14 protein-coding genes and 1 pseudogene are annotated in these 24,211 nt (G+C 74.0%); 5 read left to right on the top strand and 10 right to left on the bottom strand.

Annotated elements, in window-relative coordinates:
* Nucleotides 1-117 precede the first annotated feature (117 nt).
* The 6 genes from ACFYXF_RS06030 to ACFYXF_RS06005 all read right to left on the bottom strand — a co-directional run bounded on the left by ACFYXF_RS06030 (nucleotide 118) and on the right by ACFYXF_RS06005 (nucleotide 14,760).
* On the bottom strand, nucleotides 118-2,070 hold the full coding sequence (locus ACFYXF_RS06030) for a hypothetical protein (RefSeq protein ID WP_389348317.1): 1,953 nt from the start codon (nucleotides 2,068-2,070) through the stop codon (nucleotides 118-120).
* Complete coding sequence (locus tag ACFYXF_RS06025) at nucleotides 2,067-5,822, bottom strand: DUF5682 family protein (protein ID WP_389348316.1); 3,756 nt, start codon at nucleotides 5,820-5,822, stop codon at nucleotides 2,067-2,069. The genes ACFYXF_RS06030 and ACFYXF_RS06025 overlap by 4 nt, the downstream gene beginning before the upstream one ends.
* A 5-nt stretch (nucleotides 5,823-5,827) precedes the next feature.
* Nucleotides 5,828-6,997, bottom strand: a complete 1,170-nt coding sequence (locus tag ACFYXF_RS06020) for an AAA family ATPase (RefSeq protein WP_389348315.1) — start codon at nucleotides 6,995-6,997, stop codon at nucleotides 5,828-5,830.
* Between the two features lie 82 nt (nucleotides 6,998-7,079).
* Nucleotides 7,080-12,077, bottom strand: a complete 4,998-nt coding sequence (locus ACFYXF_RS06015) for a hypothetical protein (RefSeq protein WP_389348314.1) — start codon at nucleotides 12,075-12,077, stop codon at nucleotides 7,080-7,082.
* Nucleotides 12,074-12,928 carry a DUF4132 domain-containing protein gene (locus ACFYXF_RS06010; RefSeq protein WP_389348313.1) on the bottom strand — a complete coding sequence of 285 codons (855 nt, stop codon included), beginning with the start codon at nucleotides 12,926-12,928 and terminating at the stop codon, nucleotides 12,074-12,076. Before ACFYXF_RS06010 ends, ACFYXF_RS06015 begins: the two co-directional genes overlap by 4 nt.
* Nucleotides 12,929-13,014: 86 nt before the next feature.
* Entirely contained in the window at nucleotides 13,015-14,760 is a 1,746-nt protein-coding gene (locus tag ACFYXF_RS06005) for a SpoIIE family protein phosphatase (protein ID WP_389348312.1), read from the bottom strand.
* 120 nt (nucleotides 14,761-14,880) lie between these two features.
* On the opposite strand from ACFYXF_RS06005, the gene ACFYXF_RS06000 reads away from it, so the two are divergent.
* The gene (locus ACFYXF_RS06000) at nucleotides 14,881-15,207 is read left to right on the top strand and encodes a chorismate-binding protein (RefSeq protein WP_389348311.1); all 327 of its coding nucleotides are present in this window, start codon (nucleotides 14,881-14,883) and stop codon (nucleotides 15,205-15,207) included.
* Here the strand turns inward: ACFYXF_RS06000 and ACFYXF_RS05995 are convergent.
* Nucleotides 15,158-15,559 (bottom strand): DUF5997 family protein, encoded by a 402-nt coding sequence (locus tag ACFYXF_RS05995; RefSeq protein WP_389348310.1) that lies wholly within the window; start codon nucleotides 15,557-15,559, stop codon nucleotides 15,158-15,160. The genes ACFYXF_RS06000 and ACFYXF_RS05995 overlap by 50 nt on opposite strands.
* A 79-nt stretch (nucleotides 15,560-15,638) precedes the next feature.
* Here ACFYXF_RS05995 and ACFYXF_RS05990 point away from each other — a divergent pair, with 79 nt between their 5' ends.
* Nucleotides 15,639-16,364 (top strand): LysR substrate-binding domain-containing protein, encoded by a 726-nt coding sequence (locus ACFYXF_RS05990; RefSeq protein ID WP_389348309.1) that lies wholly within the window; start codon nucleotides 15,639-15,641, stop codon nucleotides 16,362-16,364.
* Between the two features lie 92 nt (nucleotides 16,365-16,456).
* On the opposite strand, the gene ACFYXF_RS05985 is transcribed toward ACFYXF_RS05990, so the two are convergent.
* Nucleotides 16,457-17,857 (bottom strand): esterase/lipase family protein, encoded by a 1,401-nt coding sequence (locus tag ACFYXF_RS05985; RefSeq protein WP_389348308.1) that lies wholly within the window; start codon nucleotides 17,855-17,857, stop codon nucleotides 16,457-16,459.
* A 332-nt stretch (nucleotides 17,858-18,189) separates the two neighbouring features.
* Here ACFYXF_RS05985 and ACFYXF_RS05980 point away from each other — a divergent pair, with 332 nt between their 5' ends.
* Complete coding sequence (locus ACFYXF_RS05980) at nucleotides 18,190-20,028, top strand: helix-turn-helix domain-containing protein (RefSeq protein WP_389348307.1); 1,839 nt, start codon at nucleotides 18,190-18,192, stop codon at nucleotides 20,026-20,028.
* Nucleotides 20,029-20,087: 59 nt separating this feature from the next.
* Here the strand turns inward: ACFYXF_RS05980 and ACFYXF_RS05975 are convergent, their stop codons facing one another.
* Nucleotides 20,088-20,786, bottom strand: a complete 699-nt coding sequence (locus ACFYXF_RS05975) for an HAD family hydrolase (protein ID WP_389348306.1) — start codon at nucleotides 20,784-20,786, stop codon at nucleotides 20,088-20,090.
* Nucleotides 20,787-20,817: 31 nt separating this feature from the next.
* Nucleotides 20,818-21,294 (bottom strand): Lrp/AsnC family transcriptional regulator, encoded by a 477-nt coding sequence (locus ACFYXF_RS05970; protein ID WP_389348305.1) that lies wholly within the window; start codon nucleotides 21,292-21,294, stop codon nucleotides 20,818-20,820.
* A gap of 210 nt (nucleotides 21,295-21,504) precedes the next feature.
* Between ACFYXF_RS05970 and ACFYXF_RS05965 the strand changes: the two are divergent.
* Together ACFYXF_RS05965 and ACFYXF_RS05960 are read left to right on the top strand one after the other, a co-directional pair.
* Nucleotides 21,505-23,003, top strand: a pseudogene (locus ACFYXF_RS05965) (FUSC family protein).
* A gap of 38 nt (nucleotides 23,004-23,041) precedes the next feature.
* Complete coding sequence (locus tag ACFYXF_RS05960) at nucleotides 23,042-24,115, top strand: lactonase family protein (protein ID WP_389348304.1); 1,074 nt, start codon at nucleotides 23,042-23,044, stop codon at nucleotides 24,113-24,115.
* Nucleotides 24,116-24,211 lie beyond the last annotated feature (96 nt).

The following is a 24,211-nucleotide window of genomic DNA, read 5'->3' as shown; positions in this document are numbered from 1 at the left end:
CCCGCTCGGTAGTGCATCTTTGCCGGACGCCGGACGCCGGACGCCGGACGCCGGACGCCGGACGCCGGACGCCGGACGCCGGACGCCGGACGCCATCCCGCGTGGGCTTGCTCTCGCTTATGTGGACATGAATAGGGGTATGGATACGGCCTGTTTCGCGCCCCACGCATCGGCGCACAGCGCCCGGTCGACCTCGTCCGTGTAGTGGGCGGCGGCGAGCCAGGCGCGGGTGAACCGGTAGACGTCGGCCGGGGCGAGACGGCCGAAGGCGTCGCGGGAGCGGTTCGACGCGGCGGCGTGGAGTTCGTCGAGGAGATCGGCGGCGGTGACGAACCCGAGACGGTGCAGGCGCCGACTCTCGGCGGCGCTGTCCCCGGGGAACGCCAGCGCACGACGGCCACCGGAAGCGGCCTGGTGGACACGGCGGCGCAGGAGATGCAGCGGCGCCTCGTCGACGGTGGGCGGAGTGTCGGCCGGCGGGGGCGCCGAGGTGGGCAGGTCCGCGTGCTGGAGACGGTCGAGGCCCAGGTCCAGACGGGCGTCCGGATCGCCGGGGTGCGTGGCGGCGAGGAGCAGCGCGCGGGGGAGCGGTGCCGGGGTGAGGCGGGCGATGATCCGCAGCCGGGTGTTCCGGGCGGCGGCGAGATGGCGGAGGTTGTCGCGGTAGGGCAGCGCGGGATGGTCATGGGCGGCGGCGAGATGGAGCGTCAGGCCGTCGCAGTCGGCGAGCAGACAGTCACCCGCCGCCTCGCGGACCGTACCGACGAGAGTGACGTCGAGAAAGAGCAGACCGTGGCCGCCGCCCAGGGCACGCGTGACCTGCTCTCCGACCGGCACGGCCCAGAGGCGGTCGAGCGGCTCGGCGCTCCAGGAGGCACCGGACGCGCGTACCGCCCGTACACCCGCGCCCGTCCCCAGCCGTCCCGTCGGGGAGACGGTGGCGCCGGACACGGCGAGCCCCGCGCGGGACAGCTCACGGTGGGTCAGCGCCGTGTCGCCGATGCGCACCGCCCGGTCGGCGGCGCCCACGGCCCGGCCGGAGCCGCCCGGGGCCACGTCGGAGACTGTGCAGAGGCGGCCCGTCGCGTCGGCCGTCCAGGTGACGGCCCCCGCATATCCGGTCGCGGTCAGGATCGGCTCGGAGAAGAGCCCGTAGAGGCGCAGGGAGCCGTCGGGGGTGTACGGCTGTCGTACGATGCCGCGCAGTGCGGCGACTTCGGCGCCAGTCGCATGCGGGAGACGGTGGGCGACGCCCAGGACGTCGCGGAGTGCGGCGACCAGATCGGCGAGGCGGTACGCCGGGTCGGCGGCGCGGGCCGCACGGAGCCCGGTGACCACCGAGGCTGCCGAAGCTGCGGCCCTGGGCAACCCGGTGAGCCGGGCGGAGTGCGCCGCCCGCAGCAACTCCGCCTGAAGCACGGCACCGGCTCCGTCCGCACCGGCTTCCAGAACGGCGCCCGTGGCCTCGTACAGGGTCCGCGCGGCGGCGGCCTGCTCGGCGGTCGTCGTGGTGTCCGCCTCCGACGGGGGCGGGGGCACGGGAAGCGCGGAGGAGCGGGTCTCTTGCGCGGCTCCTGCCTCGGCTCCTGCCCCTGCCCCGGCCCTGGCTCCGGCCTTGGTGTCGGCTCCGGCTCCGGTCCAGGCCTTGGCTCCCGCTCCGGTCCCGGTCCCGGCCTTGGCTCCCGCCCCGGCGTCGGAGCTGGAATTGGCGTCGGCGTCGGCCCCGGCCCCGGCCCCGGAGTCAGTCCCGGCCCCGGCCCCGGAGTCGGACCCCGGCTCGGACTCGGCGACGGGTGCCGTCGATGCCGCCGCCGCGCGGTGCAGGCAGGCCGGGGCGAGCAGGCAGCCGCAGTGGATCGCGTCCGCGCTGGTCACGACGCCGCCGGGGGCGTGCAGTACGAGGTCGGTGTCGTCGTCGACGGCGATGCGTACGGTGTCACCGTCTACGACGACCGGACGGCCCGCCAGTTTGGCGATGCCCGCGTCCAGCCGCTTGCGGAGCCGGGGCGTCAGCGCCTCGACGAGTTCGGCGGTCACGGCCGGCGTGACCGGCGGAAGATGCGGACTCATGCGATCTTCTCCCCTACCCAGCGGGCGAGTTCGAGCGGGCCGAGGGCGGCGACGGGCATGCCCGGGGCGACGAGCTGTCCCGCGACGCCGGTGGAGTACCTGGGGCGCCCCGAGTCGTCGAGGCTCGCGCAGCCCAGCACCTGGCAGCCGGCCCCGACCAGCGCGCGCACCTCGGCGAGCAGTCCGCCGATCGGGTAGCCCTCCTCGAAGTCGCTGACCACCACGACGAGGGTGCGGGACGGCACGGTGACGAGTTCGCGGGCGTGCCGCAGCCCCGCGGCGATGTGGGTGCCGCCGCCCACGCTGACCTCCAGCAGCAGCGACAACGGGTCCTCGACATGTCCGGTGAGGTCGATGACCTCCGTGGAGAAGGCGAGGAAGTGCGTGGACAGGGCCGGCACCCCGGCCAGCACCGAGGCCGTGAGGGCGGCCCAGATCGTGGACGCCTCCATGGACCCCGACACATCGGTGACCAGGATCAGCCGCCAGTCGGCGGAACGCCGGGCGCGCGTACGGAAGACCGGGTGCTCCGGAATGACCTGCACCGTGCCGTCCGGGGCGCGTCGCGCGGTCGCGAGGTTGGCGCGCAGGGTGCGGGGCAGGTCGAGGCCGCCGCCCGGCCGACGGCTGGGGCGCGGGAGCGCGGTGCCGTGCAGCGCGGGGCGCAGCCGGGTGGCCAGTTGCCGGGTCAGCTCCTCCACCAGGCGCCGGACGAGCGGGCGCAGGGCGGCGAGCCGTGCCTCGGGCAGCCCTCCCGCGTGCCGGAGCACGGTACGCAGGAGATCGACCGAGGGGCGCACCCGGTCAGGATCGAGTTCGGCGAACACATCCGTCCGGCCCGACGCCGCCGCTGCCGCCAGCACCTCCTCCCGGACGCCCGCCCCGAAGAGCGCGGCCAACTCCTCCGACCACTCCCGCACACCGGGGTACGGCGTCTCCCGGCCGCCTCCGCCACCGAGGGCGCCTCTGCTGCCCTCGCCCCGTCCGCTGCCGTACAGCTCGTCCAGCGCGGTGGCCAACGAGACGGCGGAACGCGGCAGTTGATCCGTACGACGGCCGAGCAGGAGCCGCCAGCGGTCGGCGGGGGCGAGACGGTGCTCCTCGGAGGGGGCAGAGGCCGCCGAACCTGGGCTGCCCGCCGTACCGGGCCCGGCGGACCCGGGGTGCGTGGTCTCCTGCGGCGGGGGCAGAAGGCCGAGCGTCCGGAGCGTGGCACGCGCCGCGAGGTCCGCACGGGTCCAGGTGGCGAGGGTGCCGGGGTCGACACCGCCGGTGTCGGCCGCGTGCGTGATGGCGAGGCGCTCCTCGACGGTGGCGAGAAGCCGGTCGCGGGCCGCCGGGCTGAGCGTGTCGAAGCCTCCGCGAAGCGCCGGGAGCCGGTCGAGGAAGGCCCGGTCGGACAGCTCCGAGACACGGTCGAGGAGGGGATCCAGCGCGGGGGCAGCCGCCTCCAGGAGCGGGCCCGCAGCCGTGAGCAGCCCGGTGAGCCGGGCGGTGAGCGCGGACCGTGCCTCGGCGTCACCGGCCGAGTCGACCCAGGAGGCCACCAGACCGCCGAGCACCCGAGGATCCTCGTGCCCGAGGAGAACACGTACGGCCACGGCGGCGCCGCGCATCAACGGGGTGCCGTCGGTGGCCAGCCGGGCGAGCGCGTCGGTGAGCCGGATGCCGCCCGACAGGTCGGCACGGTGGGCGAGTTCGAGCAGGGCGCGAGCGTCGGCGGGATCCTCCGAACCGGTGAGCCCGTCCACCTGACGTACCGCCGCCGAGGTGAGCGACCCGGCCACGGCGACCGCCCGCACCGTACGGTCCTCGTCGGCGCCGAGCCCCGCGACATGACCGGCCCGCAGCCGGTCCAACAGCCCCAGACCGGCGAGGAGTTCGGACAGAGTGCCGGACTGCGGGAGCAGGTCGCCGACCTCGTCGAGCCGCTCGTCCGAGAGCGACGGCAGGCCGCACTCCGCCGCCGCCCGAAGACCGTCGAGGGTCTGCGCGGCGGTGGGCCCGCCCTCGTCCCGCTCCGTACGCAGCCGCTCGCGCAACACACCCTCGGCGGCCTGGGCAGGGGTGACTCCACGGACACCGGCCGCGCTCAGGACGGCTGCCGTGGCAGGCGTCCAGCGCACCTCCCAGCGCGAGGTCAACGCCTCGGTACCGCCGACGCCGACGACCTCCTTGGCCTCCGCGTACGGGACTCCGCACACCGTCAATCGGCGCAGCAGCAGCTCACGGCGGCGGTCCAGGTCGGAGCGCAGCGGGTCGAGGCGCAGATCCCGGGGGCCGCCGGGACCGTCGCCGCCCGGTCCGGGCAGCCCCAGTGCCGACAGCTCCGCCTCGACCGCCGGAACGAGACCGCTGCGGGGCGCGTCGGGTGCCGGGCGGCCGACGCGCGTTCCGACGAGCACCCGTTCCATCGCCCGGGCGACGGCCCGGCCCCGCCCGTACGGCTCGCCCTGCGCGAGCACCGTCTGCACCGCCTCCACCAGCTCGCCCCGGCCCGCCGCGGGCAGCCCGCGCAGTCGGGCGAGATCCCCGGCGAGGCGGCTGATCTCCCGTGCGTCGGCGGGCCCCGACGGATGACCGAGTGCCCGCAGCTCCGCACACACCCGTACGGCCACACGCGTCAGCGCCTCCTCCAACGCGGCCGGATCCCCCGCCGCGCCGAGCACCAGGTGCTGCCACTCCGGGTCCCGGATGCCCGCCGGATACCCGGACCGCTCGTCCAGGAGCGCGTAGGCGTAGGGGATGAGCGAGGTCGTCCACCGAGGGCGTTCGAGCTGCCTGCCGCCTCGACTCCGATGTTCCGGCACAGGCTCCGTGACCGGTGACACCAACGCCGGGGCGTGGAAGGCGCCGACGAGCACGACGGCCCGCTCACCGTTGGCGGTGGCCGCGGCCAGACAGGAGCGCATCCAGCGCTCACGCCGCAGATCCAGCTCGGGAATCCCACCCGAGGCGGCGGCATCCTCCCGCAGCGCCCAGCCCGTCAACAGAGCTGCCCGCCGCAGAGCTTCGGGCGGCGATCCCGGCGCGGCGGCCTCGACGAGCCGGTCCCAGAGGTCGTCACCGGGACGACCGCTGAGACGGGCCCGCAGGGCGGTAGCGAGACCTGAACGGCCGGATTCTTCGGGGGTGTTGACCGACGCGGGGGCGTCGACGGGTTCGGGGCCGTCGGGTTGTCCGGGCGACTCGGTGGCACGGACAGGGGCCGTGCCGTTTGCGGTCTCCGGCCCGGTGGCGGCAAGGGGGGAGCCGTCGGACGGACCTGGACCCGGACCCGTGTCCGCACCCGGACCTCCACCCCCACCCGGCTGCGGGCCCTGCTCCGCAGCCGGGGACGGGCCCGGGTGGTGCGCCGACCGCGCCGGAGCGGACCGCCCCTCACCCCACGCCCTGTCCGCCAGCGGCAGATCGCAGGCGACCACCGGGACCCCGTGCCGCGCGGCCCAGCGCACCGCGGCGAGTTCGGGGGAGAAGTCGGCGAACGGATAGAAGGCCGGCCCCTCCCCGCCGGACCCGTCGAGCGGCGCGGCGGCGAGGGCGACCGGGGCCCGGGTCTCCTCGTGGCCGAGCCAGGGCAGCCATTCCTGCATCTCGGCGGGGAGTTCGACGAGCAGCACGTCAGGTTTCGCCTCGTCCAGCAGCGCGGGCACCGCGGCTGCCAGGGAGGGCGCGTGATGCCGTACGCCGATGAGGTAGGGCACCGCCGGGTCGGTGAGGGCCGCTACGGCGTCGTCGGGGGAGAGGCGCACGTCGGTCAGCCCTCCAGCACGGTGCGCAGATCCCACAGGGTGCGCCAGGTGGCGGACCCCTGCTCGGCGCGGCGCCGGACCGGACCGTCCCAGTAGCCGCGCAGCCGGGCCGCGTCGGCGGGGTCGTCCTTGCGGACCACGCCCAGGAGATGGCCCGGCAGCAGCCCGAGGACATCGCGGTCGCCCGGGAAGTAGGCGGCGGCGAGCCCCAGCGCACCCGCGACGGACACGGCTTCCGCGGTGCTCATCACGGTGGACGGCCGCTCCACCTCCCAGCCCTCCGCGGACCTGCCCTCCCGCAGATCACGGAAGGCGGTGACCAGTGCCTCCAGCACGGCGTCGTCGACCCGGAAGGGCGCCCCGGCCCGCTCGACGGACGCCCGCGCCTGGCTCCGTACCAGTGCCGTCTCGGCGTCCAGGTCCGCGATCGGGCCGACGGTCTCGAAGTTGAAGCGGCGCTTGAGCGCGGCCGACATCTCGGAGACGCCCCGGTCACGCAGGTTGGCGGTGGCGATGAGGCTGAAGCCGGGCGCGGCATGCGCGAGGGCGTCCTCGGTGCCCGCCAGCTCGGGGACGGCGATCCGCCGCTCGGAGAGCAACGAGACCAGGGAGTCCTGCACCTCGGGCAGACAGCGGGTGACTTCCTCCACCCGCGCGATCGCACCCCGGGTCATCGCGGTGAGGACCGGGGAGGGCACGAGCGCCTGCCGACTGGGTCCCTGCGCCAGCAACAGGGCGTAGTTCCAGCCGTACTTGAGCTGGTCCTCGGTCGTGCCCGCGGTGCCCTGCACGACCAGACCGCTGGTGCCGCACACCCCGGCGGACAGCAGCTCGGACAGCATGGACTTGGCGGTACCCGGCTCGCCGACGAGCAGCAGGCCGCGCTCCCCGGCGAGCGTGACGACACACCGCTCGACCAGGGCCCGGTCACCGACGAACTTGCCCTCCACGACGAGTCGCCGTGGCACACCGTCGGGTGCGTCGGCGTCGTCGGGCAGCCGCAGGGCCTGACCGGCGCTGCCCATGACGAAGGTGACGACGGCGCGGGGGGTGAGCCGCCAGGCGGGCGGGCGCGGCCCGTCGTCGTACGCGGCCAGGAAAGCCAGTTCGGTGGCGTGACGGTCCTCGGGCGGGACGATCTGGCGGGTCGCGTCGGGGGCGAGGGCGGTGGTCATCGGCGACCTTCACTGGGTGTGAGCGGTGTGCGGGGTTCCGGCCGGCGTCGCGAAGGCGTCGTCCGGGCGGTTCGGACGGCGGTCATCGGCGTCCCTTCCGGGTGGCACGCGTGGTCAGTTCCTCGTACGCGGGGGCGTCACCGTCGCGCACCCGCCCCCACGCACGGGCGAACAGCTCGGGCACCGGCAGCAGCGGCACGACGCGCAGGCCGTGACGCACCGGGTAGAGGCCCTCCTTCCACGTCTCCACCGGCAGCGCGGGCGACTTGAGGTCGAGCCACCCGCAGGGCAGGAACAGGGTGCGCCCGGCCCGCGGCCGTTTGGCCTCCACGACCAGGTCGGTCGCGGCCAGCTCGGTGCGGGCCTTCTTCATGCGGGCGGGCTTCCAGCCGGTCCAGTGGGCGCAGTTGCGGTCCGTGGGGTCGGGCAGGGCCAGCAACTGGAGATACAGCGCCGCCGCGTCCTCGCTCAGACCGTGGGCCGCGGCGACCTCGGCGACGAGCGCGGGCGCGCAGACGGTGGGGTCCTGGGCGTGGCCGCCGGGCCCCTCGGGGTCGGTGCCCGCCGCGAGGGCCCGGGCCAGGTCGTCACCGAGGATCGTCCGCACGGCCTGCATACCGTTGCTCGGCGAAGAGCCCACCAGTCCTTCGACCAGGCCGAAGACCGCGTCGTCCGTACTGGTCAGGGCGGCCGGCCGGACCAGGACGGTCTCGGTGTCCCCATGCCAGGGACGCAGCACGAACACCTCCCCGACGGGCGTCGAACCGTCCGCGTCGGCTCCCCCGGTGGCGGGCAGCCCGTACACCTTGCGCAGTTCGGGGGCGGTCGCCCGGCCCTGCTCCGTGTACTCGATGTCGAGGTCGAGCAGCAGTCCCGGGTCGGCGAGGCGTCGGCGCAGCGCCGCGAGTCCCTCGGGCAGGACGGCGCGCAAGGGGTGCCCGTAGGGCAGGACGTAGGCGAGCGAGGCGAGGGTGGCGACGGAGCGCGTCAGGTCGTACCGCCCGGGCAGGGCCCGCGGGTCCTGCGGGGTCAGACTGCCGTTCTTGTCCGGCCGTTGGACCGTGGTGCGGGAGATCCAGGGAGTGCGCCCCGGATTGAGGATCTCCTCGGCCGAGGCGGCGGGAAGACCGGCGAGATCGGCCGCGACCTCCTCGGGCACTCGGACGACGGAGCCGAGGCGCTCGGCCCACAGCCGGCCCGCGGCAGTCGTGTCCGGCCCGGACGTCCACAGGTCGGAGGGGTCCTCGGGCAGCAGGGCCCCGACCAGCGCCGTCCGGTCCTGCCTGTCGAGGGAGGCCAACAGGCCATTGCCCAGGTCGAGTTGGCGTGGCTTCAGTCCGATCGCGGCGAGTACGTCGGCGCCGGGCTCCTGCGGTCGGCCGGCGAGCAGCACGGTGGCCTGGACGGGGCCCAGTCCGCCCCGGGTCGCGGTGACGAGCGCGGCCGGTGTCTCCGGCCGCCAGGGTGCCGCGCCCTTCTCCCGGATCAGCCGGACGACGTCGGCGAGCCCGTCGGTGGCCAACGTCGGTGCGAGGGCGGTCTCCTCGTCCAGGGTGAAGTGGGCGACGGAGCCGAACGCGCCGGACGGATCGTGGTCGAGGGCGAGCCAACTCACGCGGTTGCGGGCACCGTCGATGCTGTGGCAGCCGAGGACGGCCACCGTACGGCCGTCCCGGCGCAGCACCTGACCGGCGCGTTGCTGCTTGTCGTGCGGCTCGGTCAGCACGATCTGGCGCAGCTGACCCCCCGGCTCGGAGAGCGGCCCCTCGGCGATCGCCTCGAACAGCAGGAGCAGCGCCTCGCGTTGGGCGTCGGACACGGTCTGCAGGGCGGCGCGGTAGGCCAGGGGCCGCAGCGCGGCCAGCGCGGACGGCCAGGCCATGCCGTTCCCCGGGATCGTGTGCTCCTCGCTGAGCCAGCTGTCGCCGAGGGCGCCGAGACGGGCGCGGTCGGGCAGCGGCTTGCCGTCGGCGGGCCGCCCGGACAGGACGTGGTTCACGGCCCGGATCTGGCGGAGCACGCCCCACTGATGGTCGCCTCCCCACCATCCCCCGATGTCGGCGAAGCCGTCGGCGGCGTTGCGCAGAGTGCGGTCGTCGCCGTGCTCGGGACGGTAGTCGGCGAACATGCCCTCGGTCCGTCGCCGGTCCGACGTGGCCCGCTCGACGGGGGGCGTCACGAAGGCGGCTACCGACTCGCCGAGCCGGAGCGTCGTCAGGACCAGGGTGGAGACGCCGGTGAGCAGCCGTTCGTCCGTGAGGTCCGGCAGGGCCCGGCCGACGGCCTGCCGTGTGACCTCGTCCGCGGTCGGTACGACGGGCTTGCCGCCGACAGTGGCACCGACCCCTCCGGCCGCGACCACTTGTGCCTGACGCTCGGCCAGAGCCCGCGTCGCGACATGCAGCACCTCCGCCGCCCGCTCGTCGGTGAGCGCGCGCAGCACGCCCGACGCCCGCTCGTCCCGGGGCCGCAGCGCGTGCCAGAACGCGACCGGCGGTACGAGCCGGGTGCCGGAGGCGAACTCCCCGCCCCGTTCGTTGGGCGTCACCTGGCCCAGCTCACCGGCGTTCGAGGTGTCGTCCGGCGCGAACAGGCCGACCTGCCGGTAGCTCTGGACGGCGACGGGCTCCGCACCTCCGGGCAGCGTGAGCGCACCGAGCGGAACACCGCGCGACTGTCCCCGGGCCCACCGCACGGTGACGGTCCGGCCGTCCGGCGTACCGGTGGTCGTCCGTGCCTCGGCGCCCTCGCCCTCCGTGCGCACCCAGCGGCCGAGCACCGTGCCGTCGGTGCCGAACGGGCTGTGTTCGAGGCCGGGTTGCAGGGGCAGCACCTCACACTGTTCCTGTGCCAGGGTCGCCTCCTCATGGATCCCGGACCGCAGGAAGGCGGGCAGCGACGCCCGGCCGTGCGTGCCCGTGGCCGGGTCGTACTCCAGCCACACCTGCCGAAGGCCCTGCCTGCCCTGGCGCCAGAGCGTGGTGCCGTCACCGATGACGGGCCGACCGGCCGGCACGACGGTGTCGCCCGCGTGCAGAGTGCGCCCGCCGGTCGCACGACCGCCGCCGGACAGCGGGATCGAGGGTGCGCCCGCGTCATTGCCCCACCAGTACGGGAGCTGTTCGCCACCGACGGCGAAGACCTCGGACGGGCGGGAGGACCAGTAGCCGAACTGCTTGCCGTCCTGCCGCCACACCACGAGCAACTCGCCGTCGGTGTACCGGAAGTGCGGACGCGTCCACTGGTCCAGCGCGACAGGGATCCGCAGATCGTGTTCGAGCAGCACCTTGTCCGGGCCGACGACGACCGCCTTGTGCGCACGGGCGAGAATCAGCGCGGGCCAGGCCTCGTGCACACTCACCGTGTCCTCGCGGTGGGCCTTGGTCTCGGCGTCGAGCAGCCGCAGCGCGTCGTCGAGGGCGGGCCAGCCCAGTTCGTCCATGATGCCCGCGCGCAGGGTGCGGCCGAGCAGTGGAGCGATGTCGTGCGCGGCGATCCGCGCGACGGCCTCGGGGCTGACCTCGGCGGCCACCGGACGGAAGGGACGCAGCCGGCCGAGCGCCGTGCGGGCCCCGGGCAGGCCCGTCGCGCCGCTGAACTCCGCCGCCGCGTCGTCGAGCCACTCGCGCAGTACGTCGCCCAGCACGGGATGCGCCGAGAGCGCCGACAACAGCTCGGCTGCCACCCGGCCGCGGCCCAGGTTGCCGACAGCCGCGTACAGCAGGGGCCGGAGCCGGGGATCGGAGACCGTGGCGGTCAGCTCGCGACGGCCGGTCCCGGAGCCGCTCAGCCAGTTGTCGAGGGCCAGATACACGTCGGTGTCGGCGGGCGGCACGGTGAGAGGGATGCCCTCGGCGGCGCACAGGTCCAGCAGGTCGAGGTCGGCGCCCGCCTGCCAGCGGCCGGTGAACAGGTCGACGGCCCGGCCCTCGGCGCGCAGCCGTGGCGCCATCCGGGCGACGAGCGCGAGCGTCACCGGGGAGCGTTCGGAGACGGCGCCGCCGTGCTTGCGGTGGGTGGCCCAGCGGCTGAGCCAGCCCGCCGCGTCGACACCGCTCGCGGCCTCGTCGTCCTCGCCGGTCAGCAGACGGTCGGCGCCGCTCTCGGCCAACAGCGCCAGCCAGAACTCGTCGTCCTCGGTCTTGCGGCCCAGACCGGCCGGCATGATCTCCAACAGCCGCGCCCGTACGGCCGGTTGACGCTCGGCGAGGACGGCGAGGGTGGCTCGGTAGGCGGTCCAGAAGGAGGCGGGCGCCCGTACCGCCGCAGGTGAGGCGAGCAGGTCGGCGAGGAGGGCGCACTCCTCGGTGACCCGGGGGAGCCCGGTCGCCTTGATCAGACCGCGGGCGTCCTGCGGCAGCGACGCGTACGGCGGCATCCCGGCCGCACACCGCTCCACGGTCAACTGCCGGAACTGTGCCCAGGCCTCGGCCGGATCGAGCCGACGCGCCAGGTCCTTCACATGCTCCTTGAGCGCCTTGACCGTCAGCGCCCCGGCGAAGGCGAACTCCAGGAACACGGCCCGCTGCCGCTCCTCGTCCACGGTGAGCGCGTGCACCCGCTCGGCCTCGCGGGCCTTGCCGAAGAAGGCGGCCGCGTACGTCGTGTTCTCGTGCTGGAGGAAGATCCGCGCCGCCTGCTCGTAGAACGTGGGCAGGAAGTGCGGCACGGCCCGGCCGAGCAGGTCGCCGAGCGCGTCGAAGCCGTCCTTCGCGGTGCCGGGACGGGACTTGGCCTGACGTGCGAGCCGCTCCACGTCCTTGACCAGCGCGAGTGCGTGGTGGCCGTTCGCCGGGTCGTTGACCAGCGCCCAGGCGGGGAAGCCCAGTGTCTCCCGGCGGACCTGACCGACCTCGGGGGCCTCCGGCTCGCGGACCAGACCGAGGAAGTCCAGGGCGAGATCCTCGGCCTCGCCGAGGGTGCCCGGCACCAGCCGGACGACCTGCCGCTCGTCGAGCGCGGGATGCGTGTAGGTGCGCACGGTGAGGGTGTCGGCGTCCTCGCGGGCGGTGCTGCCCACGGGCAGGACGGCGCCGGCCTCCAGGAGCACGGCCGTCGTGCTGTCGTCGTACGTCGTCATGCCGCCCGCTCCTCGTCCTCGATGTCCCGCCCGGCGTACAGCGAGGCCGCCATGCGCATGCCCTCCGACCAGGCGACCGGGCCCACCTGACCGAGCCTCAGTCCCCGGCCGGAGCCGTCGGTCCAGGTCAGGGGACCGGTCTCGGTCTCCTCGTAGCTGTCGTAGTCGCCGATCCAGACGCGGGCCTCGATCACGCGGCCGTCCTCCCGCACGGAGCAGACGGAGTTGCCGCCGCGCACCCGGAAGCCGAGCTGGGTGGCCCTGGCGTGCAGGAAGCGCAGTTCCTTGAAGGCCCCGCCCGCGTACTCCTCGACGACGGTCCCCTCGGCGTCGAGGCCCGCGGGGCGGTGCCACACCTCGCGGAAGAGCTGCTGGGCGCGCTGCTCGACGCCGAGTTCGACGGCGAACTCCCGCAGGTCCTCCAGGTCTTCGAGGAGCACGGGGTGCGGGAGACGGACGAGGTCGGGCGCGATGCGCACGGTGTCCCCGTCGAGGTCGACGAGACCGAGCCCGCGGTCGAGGTCGGCGTCCCGCAGGAATCCGGCCACCGCGCCGTCCGGTCCCGTGACGACGACATCGCGCAGGGCGTGCTGCCAGGCGGGGTCGGGCCACACCCGGGCGAGGACGGCGAGGGGCACCGGAAGCGACCGCACCATCCACCGCTCCACGTCGGTCAGGCACTGGCGTTCGTGCCGCTCCAGCCACTCGGCGAGCTGCCGCAGCCCCACCACCGACGGATCGTCCGCGAGCTTGCCCGGCACGGACTTCAGCCGTCGGCCGGCCGCGTTGCGGCACACCACCTTCCCACCGTCCAGGCCGACTTCGTAGTCGCCGGCCGTCACCCACCCCATAAGTGCCTCCCCGCACTCCCGTGATCAAGTGACGGGAACTCTAGGCGAGACCACTGACAACGCCCTCCGGCTGTGGACAACGCCGGTCAGGACGGCCGTGACCGGGCCGCCAGAACGGCGATGTCGTCCTCGGCGGGAGAGTCCGCGAGCTGGGCCAGGACGTCGTCGAGGATGACGTCGAGGGAGGCACGCGGCGACAGTCGCAGCCGGGTCAGGCGGCGCAGCGAGACGTCGATGTCCTCGCCGCGCCGCTCCACCAGCCCGTCCGTGTAGAGCAGCAGCACGCCCTCCGGGACCGCCGGGCGGGTGAACGTCGTATAGCTGCCGAATCCGGTGCCCAGGGGCGGGCCGGCGGGGACCTCGACGAGGGCGACCGTGCCGTCCGGGGAGAGGAAGGCCGGTGGGAGATGGCCGGCGTTCGCGTACGACACGGTGCGCCGGGCGGGATCCTCCAGCGCCACCAGACAGGTCGCGACCCGGTCGAACCCGGAGTCGGCGACCGTGCGGTCGGCGTGCGCGAGCAGCAGATGCGGCGGGAGGCCCGCCATGGCCAGGGCGCGCAGCGCGGAGCGGTAGTGGCTCATCGCGACGGCGGCCTCGACCCCGTGCCCCATGACATCCCCGATGACCAGCAGATTCCGGCCGTCGGGCAGCTGAAGGCGGTCGAACCAGTCGCCTCCGATGAGGGCCACGTCGTCGGCGGGCAGATAGCGGAACGCCGTCCGCGCCTGCGGGTCCGGCGGCGCGGTCGTCTCGGTGAGCAGGGCGTGCTGCAGCTCCAGGGCCATGCTGTGCTCGCGGGTGTGCAGCGCGGCGCGCTCCAGGGCGCGGGCGGCCCGGTGCGCCAACTCCTGGGCCACCGACACGTCGTCGACCGTGAACCCGGGGGAGTCGAACGCGCGCACGAGCGACAGGGTGCCCAGGGGACGTCGGCCCGCGATCAGCGGCAGGACGAGGACCGAGTGGACGCCGATGTCCCGGTAGGCCGTGGCCCGCTGCGCGTGCACCGCACCGGACTGCCACTGCTGCTCGGAGATGCCGTTGCTCAGCCAGGGCCGGCCGGCGTCCAGGCAGGCGCGGATCTCGGTGCCCGGCGGATAGTCCAGGGTGTCGCCGAGACCGGCCAGGGCCTGCACCGCGTCCTTGACGCCGGGCACCGCCGAGAGGGCCGCCCGGCGCAGCCGCAGCACGCCCGGCGGCGGCCGGTGCGGACCGGCCTTCACATCGAGGTTCAGCTCGACCCCGGCCGCGTCCGCCAGGTCCGGCACCATGAACTGGGCCAGTTCGACGCAGGTCGTCTTCACGTCGGAGGTGGTGCCGATGAGCGCGGTGGCGGTGTCCAGCAGGGTCATCCGGCGGTGCGCGCGCTCCAGCTCGTCGACGTGCTGCTGCGGGGCGCTGATCTCCAGGAAGATCCCGGCGAGCCCCAGCACCCGGCCCCGCGCGTCCTGGAGCCGGTGGTAGGTGGCGTGCCAGGCGCGGCGGGTGAAGGGCTGGTCCGCGCGCGTGTGCCCGGTACCCACCAGCTCACGGGGCTGTCCGTCGTACAGCACCTGCCGCAGCACGCTCTCGGGCCGGTCGACGTCCGGCGACGCCTCGGCCAGGGTCCGCCCCAGGAGTTCCTCCGCCGACAGGCCGCTGAGCCGGACCATGTGCGGGTTGACGTACAGGAAGCGTAGGTCCGGGTCGAGGACGACCACACCGGCGGCGGTGCCCTCGACGAGTTGGTGCAGCAGCCCGTACTCCTCGACCAGCCGGGGCAGGTCCGCGGCGCTGGGCCCGGCGAGCAGCGCCTCGATGTTCTCGAAGAGCAGCGGCCGGAATGCGTCCATGGCCACCGCACCTCTCGTCGTCGTAGCGCTTGCCGCACGGCAGAGACAATGATCGGCCTGCCGGGGGACTAGTGCACGTCGAGAGGGTCCGGGGTGCCGCCAGCGCGACACGCGACGCGGATGTGCGGGCCCGGGGGCCCGTGCCGTGCGGTGTGGGCGGTCCCGCGCGTCTGGGGGGAGGAACGCGGGCTGTACGCGGGCGCCGTCCTCACCGCCGCGAGCGACGGTTCCCTGGACGCGGCACTGGTCCTGCGCACCGTCTTCCAGGAGGGCGACCGGACCTGGGTCCGGGCGGGCGCGGGCATCGTCGCGGACTCACGCCCCGAACAGGAGACGGAGGAGACCCGGGAGAAGCTCGCCGGCATCGCGCCCTACCTGGTGCCCAGGCCCAGCGCGGCTACTTGCCCTGCCGCTCCCGCTCCTGCTTGTCCTGCTGCAACTCCTTGATACGCGCCGCTTCCTTGCGGACGTCGGCCTGCACGGAGCGCTCGCGCCGGAGCCAGCCGGGGTCCTCCTGCTTCAGCGCGTCGATCTGCTCGGTGGTCAGGGGCTCGGTGACCCCGCCCCGGGCGAGCCCCGCGATCGAGATGCCCAGCTTCGCGGCGACCACCGGACGGGGGTGCGGGCCGTCGCGGCGCAGGTCGCTCAGCCAGGCCGGCGGGTCGGCCTGCAGCGCGGTCAGCTCGGCGCGCGTGACGACACCCTCCTGGAACTCCGCGGGGGTGGCCTGGAGGTACACACCCAGCTTCTTCGCCGCGGTCGCGGGCTTCATGGTCTGGGAGGTCTGGTGCGTCGTCATGGTGTCCAGGGTATCGAGCGTACGAACCAGCGCCGACCACGGCGGACGGCGCAGGGGAACGGGCAGGTAGCCTGGCGCGGTGACTGGCTCGGAAGATTCCCCCGCGTTCCGGCTCGCGTACGTCCCGGGAGTGATCCCCGCCAAGTGGGTGCGGATCTGGAACGAGCGGCGCACCGACGTCCCCCTGACCCTGCTCCAGGTGTCCACCACCGAGGCGCACGACCTGCTGTTGGCGGGCGACGCCGACGCGGGCCTCGTACGCCTGCCGGTCGACCGTACGGTGCTCAGCGCGATCCCCCTCTACACCGAGACCACCGTGGTCGTGGTCCCCAAGGACCATGTCGTGGCCGCCGTCGACGAGATCACCGCCGAGGATCTCGCCGACGACATCGTGCTGCACCCCCTCGACGACACCCTCGCCTGGGAGAGCCTCCCCGGCCGCCCCGCGATCGAGCGCCCCGCGACGACCGAGGACGCGATCGAACTGGTCGCCGCCGGCATCGGCGTCCTCGTCGTCCCCCAGTCCCTGGCCCGCCTCCACCACCGCAAGGACCTCACCTACCGCCCGGTCACCGACGCCCCCGAGTCCCAGGTCGCCCTGTCCTGGCCGGAGGCCCGCACGACCGACCTGGTCGAGGACTTCATCGGCATCGTCCGAGGCCGCACGGTCAACAGCTCCCGCGGCCGCAGAGAGGAACCAAAGCAGGCTCAGCCGAAGCCCAAGAAGCGCTCCCAGCCTCCTGCGGGAAGGTCGGCAGCCCGGGGCAGGGGCACCCGCCAGGGCAAACCTCGCCGCAAGTCGTAGATCGGCCCTGGGGAGGCGGCGCGGAACGCGCCCCGAAAGGGGCGCGGGGAACTGCGCGACCAGCCCCCACCGGCCCGCGGCGAAGAAACCACTTATCCAGACCCCGGCAACACCACGAAACAGTCCTGAACCCGCCCCGGAACCGGCGCCCCCGACTCCGCCGCGAACTCGACCTCGTACAACCCCGCCTCCAACACCCTCCGCACCTCGTACAGACCCGGCACAACCTCCCGCAGAACCAGAGAAACCGTCTCCCCGTCCTCCCGCGTCACCATCGCCCGCACCCGCTCCGGCGGCCGAGCAGCACCCACGACCCGCGCACGCAAAGTCACCGGCCCCGAGCCGACATACGCGTCGTCGACCTCACTGCTGATCGCCGGAGCCACCCGCGCCGGCGGATCCGACGGACCACGCACGTCCATCAGGCCGGGCGCCTGAAGACGCAGCAGCAGTTCGAGGAGCCGACCGCTCAGCACACGCGGCGACTGGAGAGCGCCGTGCGCCTCCGGCACGAACCGGCACCGGTCCTCCGGCAACGCGGGCGGCATCGCCGAGACCCGCGGCACCGCACCGTCCCCGTCCGCCAGGACCGCCGGGACCAGCGCTCCCGGCGGCTCGACCGAGCAGACCACCCCATGCCCGTTCCACCGCGCCGACTGGAGTGTGCCGCCCTGCCGGGTACCCACCAGAGGCAGCGTCGCGTGCTGGTGCGCGTACGCGGGAAAGCTCTCGGCGTTGTACGCGGCCGCCGCCGCGATCTCCCGGTGGAAGCCCAGACCGTCACCCACGAGATCCCGCCGCACCCCCGGCAGCGGCGCCGCGTCCTCGATCCGGATGTGCCCCGCCCCGGTGTCGATGACCGAGTACACCGGCAGCAGCTGGTGCACGGAGGGGAAGCCGCGGGTCAGGCTCCGTACGCCGGGCAGGTCCCGGAAGCCGTTGGCGAGCGTGTCGAGCGCGCGCACCGAACCGCGGTGCGGGGTGCCCAGCGTGATCAGCGCCCGGCAGTCGCGCCAGCCGCCCAGCACCTCGACGTAGTAGCGGGCGATCAGGCCGCCCATGCCGTGGGCGATGACGACGGCCTTGGTGTCCTGCGCGCCGGTCCGCCGCCGGAACTCGGCGACATGCAGGTCGATCTCCTCGGCCAGCCTGCGGGCGTGCACCCGGTTGTCCAGCCGCCAGTCGTACGGGAACGTGAGCAGCCCGCCGCCCGGACCGTCCGTCACATCGAAGTGCTCGCGCACCCAGTCGACGGTCCGCGCGTAGCCCCTGCTCCGCAGCAGGCCGGGCAGTATGGCGACGTCGGGGAACAGCCGTGACGCCCTGACCGGCGAGGTGTCGCAGCGCAGTGCCAGCGGATGCCCGGTGGTGTCCGGATCCCGCAGCTCGGCCAGGGACTGGAGCAACGGTTTGCCCGGCGCCCACAACGGACCCGTCGGCCCCTCCAGGACACTGCCGAGGATTCCCGGGACCAGGACGATCGGATGTCTCACAGGACAACGCATGTGCCCGCCCCCGACTGCCGGATGCGGAGGCCCCAGGTGCCCACCCCCGTGGAGCACCCGGGACCTCCTCCTCGGTACCTCGGACCAGTACCGAGGAGACAGGGGACAGGAAGGGGGGAGCCGTTTCCGGCCCGGCCCGGGGACTCCCTTCGCCCGATCCTGTTCCTCAATGTGTTCTCCATACATTCGACGGGACGCTCCGTACGCCTTTTGGGTCAGCTTTGTCCGATCTCGCCGTCAGGGGGAGAGATCCGGTGTTGCCAGGGCATATTTGGCAACACCGGGCAACAGGCGGGCGAGGGCGGGCGGTCGGGGGTCGCATGGACGACGTGGTGAACGGCGTGCCGGAAGACGTGGCGGACGAATCGGCGCAGTTCGGCGGGGAGTTACGCCGCCGGCGGCTCGCCGCCGGACTCTCCCTCGCCGACCTGGCGGGCCTCGTGCACTGCAGCCGGGGCTACCTCAGCCGTATCGAGAACGGCCACCGCCGGGTCACCCGTGAACTGGCCGAAGGCTGCGACGACGCGCTGGACGCCAAGGGCGAACTGCTCGACCTGGCCCCCGAGTCCCGGGCCGACGCCCCCGACGTACCGCCCGCACGAACACCTGGCCTCCGGCGCGCGACGACACCGTCCACCTCCGGCACGGTCCCGGCCCAACCCTCCCGGTACGGCGCCGAGTTCGACCGGCTGCTGCACCGCGGCGACACCAGCTACCTCGCCGGGCGCATGGAGGAGGCGGACGCCTACTACCGCCAGGCGTACCAGCAGGGCGCCGACAACCCCGAGGCACAGGCCGTGGCCGTCGTACGGCGGGCCAGGCGCTGGTCCGATCCGGGCCGTGTCGACCACGAACTCCTGCACCTGATCCGGGAGACCCTGGCCACGCTCAAGACCCGCGACGGCGCCGAGGCGGCCGGACTGCGCCTCCGCCTCGGCGCACATCTGGCGAAGAAGCTCTCCATGTCCGTCAGCGAGGACACCGCCTGGCCCGGCGCCGGACCCGAACGCGGCGCGGACCTGGCCCGCCGGACGTTGGAAGGCCTCGCCACCGGCGGCCAGGACGAGGAGACGCGCTGCGAGGTGCTCACCGAGTGCCGCTGGGGCCTGTACGACTTCGTACCGGCCATCGAATCGCTGACCACCTCCCTGCGCCTACGGGACTGCGCGCTGCGTGCCCGCTCCCCGTACTTCCTGGGCGAGTCCCTCGTCGCGCTCGCCATCGACCAGCTCCGCGTCGGCCGGGTGCACGGCGCCACGGGCACGGTGGCCGAGCACCGCAGGCACGCGGCCCGTACGCGCAGCACCCTCGCGCGCTGGCAGCAGTGCACCCTGGACACCCTGCTCGACCTGTGGTGCGGCCGGTTCGACTCCGCCACCGACTGGATCTTCGGCGAGTCGAGGGAGATCGTCGCGAGCCTGGAGGCGGACCTCGCCGTTCCCGCCGACACCCTGCTCCAGACCCGGCTGGGCCAGGTGTACTGGCTGCTCAGGGAGCAGGGCAGGATGGCCGAACTCTTCAGCTCCGGGCTCGCCGACGGCGTCGAACGGCACGGGTACTTCCCCGTCTGGCGGGCGGGATTCGCCCTGGCCCGCTGCGAGGTGGGCGACCACGACGAGGCGGCCGACCGGCTGCTCGCCTTCCTCAGGGAGACCGCCGACTGCGCCTCCCTCCCGCCGCACGGCTGGTCCGTACCGGCGCTGGTCCTGCTGGCGGAGGTCTGCGCCGGCCTCGACGCGCACGGCGGCTACGAGACCGAACTCGCCCACGCCGTACCGGTGTTGCGCGAGGCGCTCGCCCGAAGGCCGGCGGGGATCGCGCTCGCGGGCTGGCCGGTGGTACTGGTCGGCCCGACCGAACGGGCCATGGGACTGCTGGCGTTGGCGGAGGGCGACACCACGACAGCTCTAGGCCACTTCCGCCAGGCCGAACGCCTGGTGGTCGGCAGCTCCCCACCCCAGACGGCCCGCCTCAGAGCGAACGAGGCCCGCGCACTGCTCCGCGAGAAGAGCGGCACACGACGTTCCGAGAGCGTGGCACTGCTCCGCTCGGCACTGGCGGGAGCGGAGGCGAACGGAATGCGGCTACTGGCGGCGGAATGCCGGGAGTTGCTGGCAGCGGAGGGACCGCCTGCCGGCCCGCAGGGCCGCGCCCTTTAGGGGCGCGGGGAACTGCGCGACCAGCCCCCACCGGACCCGCACCCGACAACGAACCGGCCCTACCCCTCCTGCCCAGCCGCCCCCACGAGCCACTCAAACGCGGCCCTGGACATGAACTCCCGCTGCCCACCCCGCACCAACAGCTCCACCGCAGCGAACCCAGGATCGTCGGCCTGCGCGGCAAGATACGGGATCGCGACACAGCGCATACCGGCCGCGTGCGCCGCGACACAACCCGGAGCCGCGTCCTCCACGACCACACAGTCCCTGGGGGCCACCCCGAGCCGCCGCGCCGCCTCCAGGAAGACATCCGGCGCGGGCTTGCCGTGGGCGACCTCGTCGGAGGACACGACGGTCCGCAGATACGCGTCCAGACCCGTGCCCGCCAGGATCGCCTCGATGGCCCGCAGCGAGGAACCCGACGCCACCGCCATCGGAACCCCCTCGCCCGCCAGCAGCTCCACGAACTTCCGCATCTCGGGATAGACGGAAGTGTCCGCCCGGGCCAGCTCCAGATACCGCCGGTTCTTCTCCGCGAGCAACTCCTCGACCGGCGCGTCCAGCCCGTACCGCTCCCGCCACAGCGTGACCGTCTCCCGGGTGCTGATGCCCACGGACTTCTCCTGGTCTGCCCAGGTGAAGCCGGTGACGCCGTACGCGGCGAGGGTCTGCCGACTCGCCTCGTAGTAGTTCGGCTCGCTGTCCACGAGGGTGCCGTCGAGATCGAAGATGACCGCGGTGGTGCCGAGAGTGCTCATGGCTCCCAGGATGCCAAGAGGCACAGTGGGGTCAGCGCGCGGCCGTACGCCCGATCGACTCCACCAGCGGCAGCAGCCGATGCGGGACCCGCTCACGCAGCGCCACCTCCGTACGGGTACGGACCACGCCCGGCACGCTGATCAGCGCCTGGATCACGTCCTCCAGGTGGGCGTTGTCGCGGGCCACGACCCGTGCGAGCAGATCACCACCACCGGCGATCGAGAACGCCTCGACGATCTCCGGTACGGCCGCCAACGCGTCCCCGACCTCGTCGAGATGCCCCTGGGTGACCTCGATGTGCACGAACGCGAGCACAGGATGGCCGAGGGCGGCGGGAGAGAGCGAGGGACCCGTCCCGGTGATCACACCGTCCCGTTCGAGGCGGTCCAGGCGGGCCTGGAGGGTGCCGCGCGCGACACCGAGGACCCGGGCGTACTCACGCACGCTGGTGCGCGGCTGCTCCAGCAGCAGCCGCAGGATGCGGGTGTCCAGCTCGTCCACGGCCATGGGGCCTGGCCTCCTCGTGCGTGGTCGTACATTGGTCCGTTGGCTCAACGGTGGATGCTTGCGGACCCAAATATCTGTGCCAATGGCTCAGCATATTCAACCCCACTTGAGCCAGTGGTGGCATTGATGCTCCAATGACCCCGTCGATGGCGCTGCGGACCCCGCGGCGCCTTTTGTATGCCAATTTCGGATGTCGGGGGCGGGACAGCAGTGCTGAAGAGGGTGTTCATGGCGCCGGACCCGGGTCGCGCACGGCTGCGCTTCGCCGCGCGGGGCGTGCTCGGCATCGGCCTGGCCGTCACCGTCTGCGGCCTCGCCGGGCACTCGCTCACCGGGGCCGTGACCGGCGGACTCGCCGCGCTGCTCGCCCTGTTCACGGTCACCGACGCCACGGTGCGAGCCCAGGCGGTCACCACCGCGCTGCTGCCCGCCGTCGGCCTCCGGTCCTCGCCGCCGCGGCGGAGTTGCACGACCGTCCGGTCTCCCGAGGGCTCGTCCTCCTCGCCGTCGTCGGCGCGGGCGTGTACGTGCGCCGCTGGGGCCCACGCGGCCACAGCCTGGGCGTCTTCGCGTTCATGACCTTCTTCGTCGCCCAGTTCCTGCACGCGGGACCGCAGCAGTTGCCCGAGCTGTTCGCCGCCGTCCTCCTGTCCGTCCTCACCGCCTCGGCCGTGCGCTTCGTACTGTGGTGCTACGAGCGCCGTACGACCCTGATGCCGGCCCCCGCCGCCGCTCCGGCCGACGAACGGGGCCTGGCCCGCGCCACCACACGTCAGGCCGTCCAGGCGACGGCCGCAGCCGCCTTCGCGCTGGTGGTGGGCCAGCTGGTGTCAGGGGACCGCTGGTACTGGGCCGTCGGCGCCACCTGGTGGATCTTCGTGAACACCACCTCGCGCGGCGAGACCCTGGTCCGCGGCTTCCGCCGCATCCTCGGCACGGTCCTCGGCATCGGACTCGGCCTCGCCGTCGCGATCCCGGTGGCGGGAGCCGCCGCCCCAACCGCGGTGCTCGTCGCCGTATGCGTGTTCGGGATCTTCTACTCGGCCGCCGTGTCGTACACGTGGATGATGCTGTCGGTCACTCTGCTCGCCGAACTGCTGTACGGGCTTCTGGGCGTCCTCGATCCGGCACTGCTCGCCGTACGGTTCGCGGAGACCGGCGTCGGAGCCCTGGGCGCGCTGCTGGCCGTGCTGTTCGTCCTGCCGATCACCACGCACGCCACCACCGACGCCTGGATCCAGCGCGCCCTGCGCTGCGTCCACGCCTGCACCGCCGAGGCCACCGCCCGGCTGGCCGGGGCGCATGCCGACCCGGCGCCGCGCGTGGCCGAACTGGAGCTGCTGCTGGGGCGCGTACGACTCTCGGTCGCGCCGCTCGTGCATCCGCTCAACCCCGTACGCGCCCGTAAGCGCCGGGCGCACCGGGTACTGGCGCTGCTCGACGACTGCGCCCACGAGATCCGCGGTCTGGCCGCCGTGACCGCCGACCCGGCGGCCTCCCGCGACCTTCGGCTCGCCGCCGCCTGCCGACGCGTGGAGACCGCCGTGGAGGCGCTCACGGAGGGCCGCGCCGACACCGTCACGGCCCCCGCCGACCGGCCCCACGCCACCGAGCCCGCCCTCGCCCACCTGCACGGCCTGGAACGGGCCCTGGCCGAGCTGGCCAAGCCGCTGCGCGGCCCGTCGGGTTCGCCGCTGGTCGGGGCCTGAGGTCCCTGTCGTACGCACCGCGTCGTTGGTCTAGACCGATGCGGTACGGTCGCCCCGATCGATCAGCACACCGAGAGGGGACGGCAGTGGGACAACGGCGAGCGTTCATCGGCTCGTTCACGGCGGCCGGGGGACCGGGGGTCCTGGTCGCCGCCGTGGACGACGACAGCGGCGCCCTGACCGTGCTCGGCGCGGCGGACGACGTACCCGACCCCTCGTATCTCGCCCTCGCCGCCGACGGGCAGATGCTCTACGCCGTCAGCGAGACGGCCGAGGGCGCGGTGGCCGCCTACCGCGTGACCGGCGACAAGCCCGAACTCACCGGGCCGCCCGTGCCCGTCGACGGCGACTCGCCCACGCACCTCGCCCTCTTCGACGGGCACGTACTGACCGCCAACTACGGCTCCGGCAGCGTCGCCGCGCTGCCCGTCTGCGCCGACGGCACCCTCGCCGACAGCGCCTCCCACGTACTCCGGCACACCGGATCGGGACCGGACCCGGCGCGCCAACAGGGGCCGCACGCCCACCAGGTGCAGCCCGACCCGAGCGGCCGGTGGGCCGTCGGCGTCGACCTCGGCACGGACTCCGTCCACGTGTACGCCCTGCGCGACGGCACCCTCGTACCGCACCGCGAGACCGCCCTGCGCCCCGGTTCCGGACCGCGCCACCTGGCCTTCCACCCGGAGGGCCTGTACGCCTATGTGCTCAACGAACTCGCCCCGACCGTCACCGTCTGCCGCTGGGACGCCGCCGAGGGCCTCCTGACGCCCCTGGACGAGACACCGGTGCTGCCCGGCGCCCCCGACGGCGACGCCTACCCGTCGGGCATCGTCGCCTCGCCCGACGGCCGCTTCGTGTGGACCGCGACGCGCGGCCAGGACGTCCTCTCCGTACTCGCCGTCGACGGCGCCGGAGCGGCCCTGCGGCTGGTGGACACCGTGCCGTGCGGCGGTCACTGGCCCCGCGCGCTCGCCGCCTCCAACGGCTTCCTGTACGCGGCGAACGAGCGCTCCGGAGACGTGACCTGGTTCGCCCTCGACCCCGACACCGGCCACCCCCGCCGGACCGGCTCGATCGAGGTCCCGGCCGTGTCCTGCGTGATCTTCGGCTGAGCGCACGCCCGCACCCGCCGGGAAACGCCGAGGGCCCGCTCCTGGAAAAGGAGCGGGCCCTTCGGCGTACCGTGTTCCGGCCGTCGTACTGCGCCG

The sequence above is a fragment of the Streptomyces sp. NPDC002680 genome, from assembly GCF_042889145.1.
GTDB lineage: Bacteria > Actinomycetota > Actinomycetes > Streptomycetales > Streptomycetaceae > Streptomyces > Streptomyces adonidis.
The sequence above is the reverse complement of the archived record's forward strand: the minus strand, read 5'-3'. Positions and strand labels throughout refer to the sequence as shown.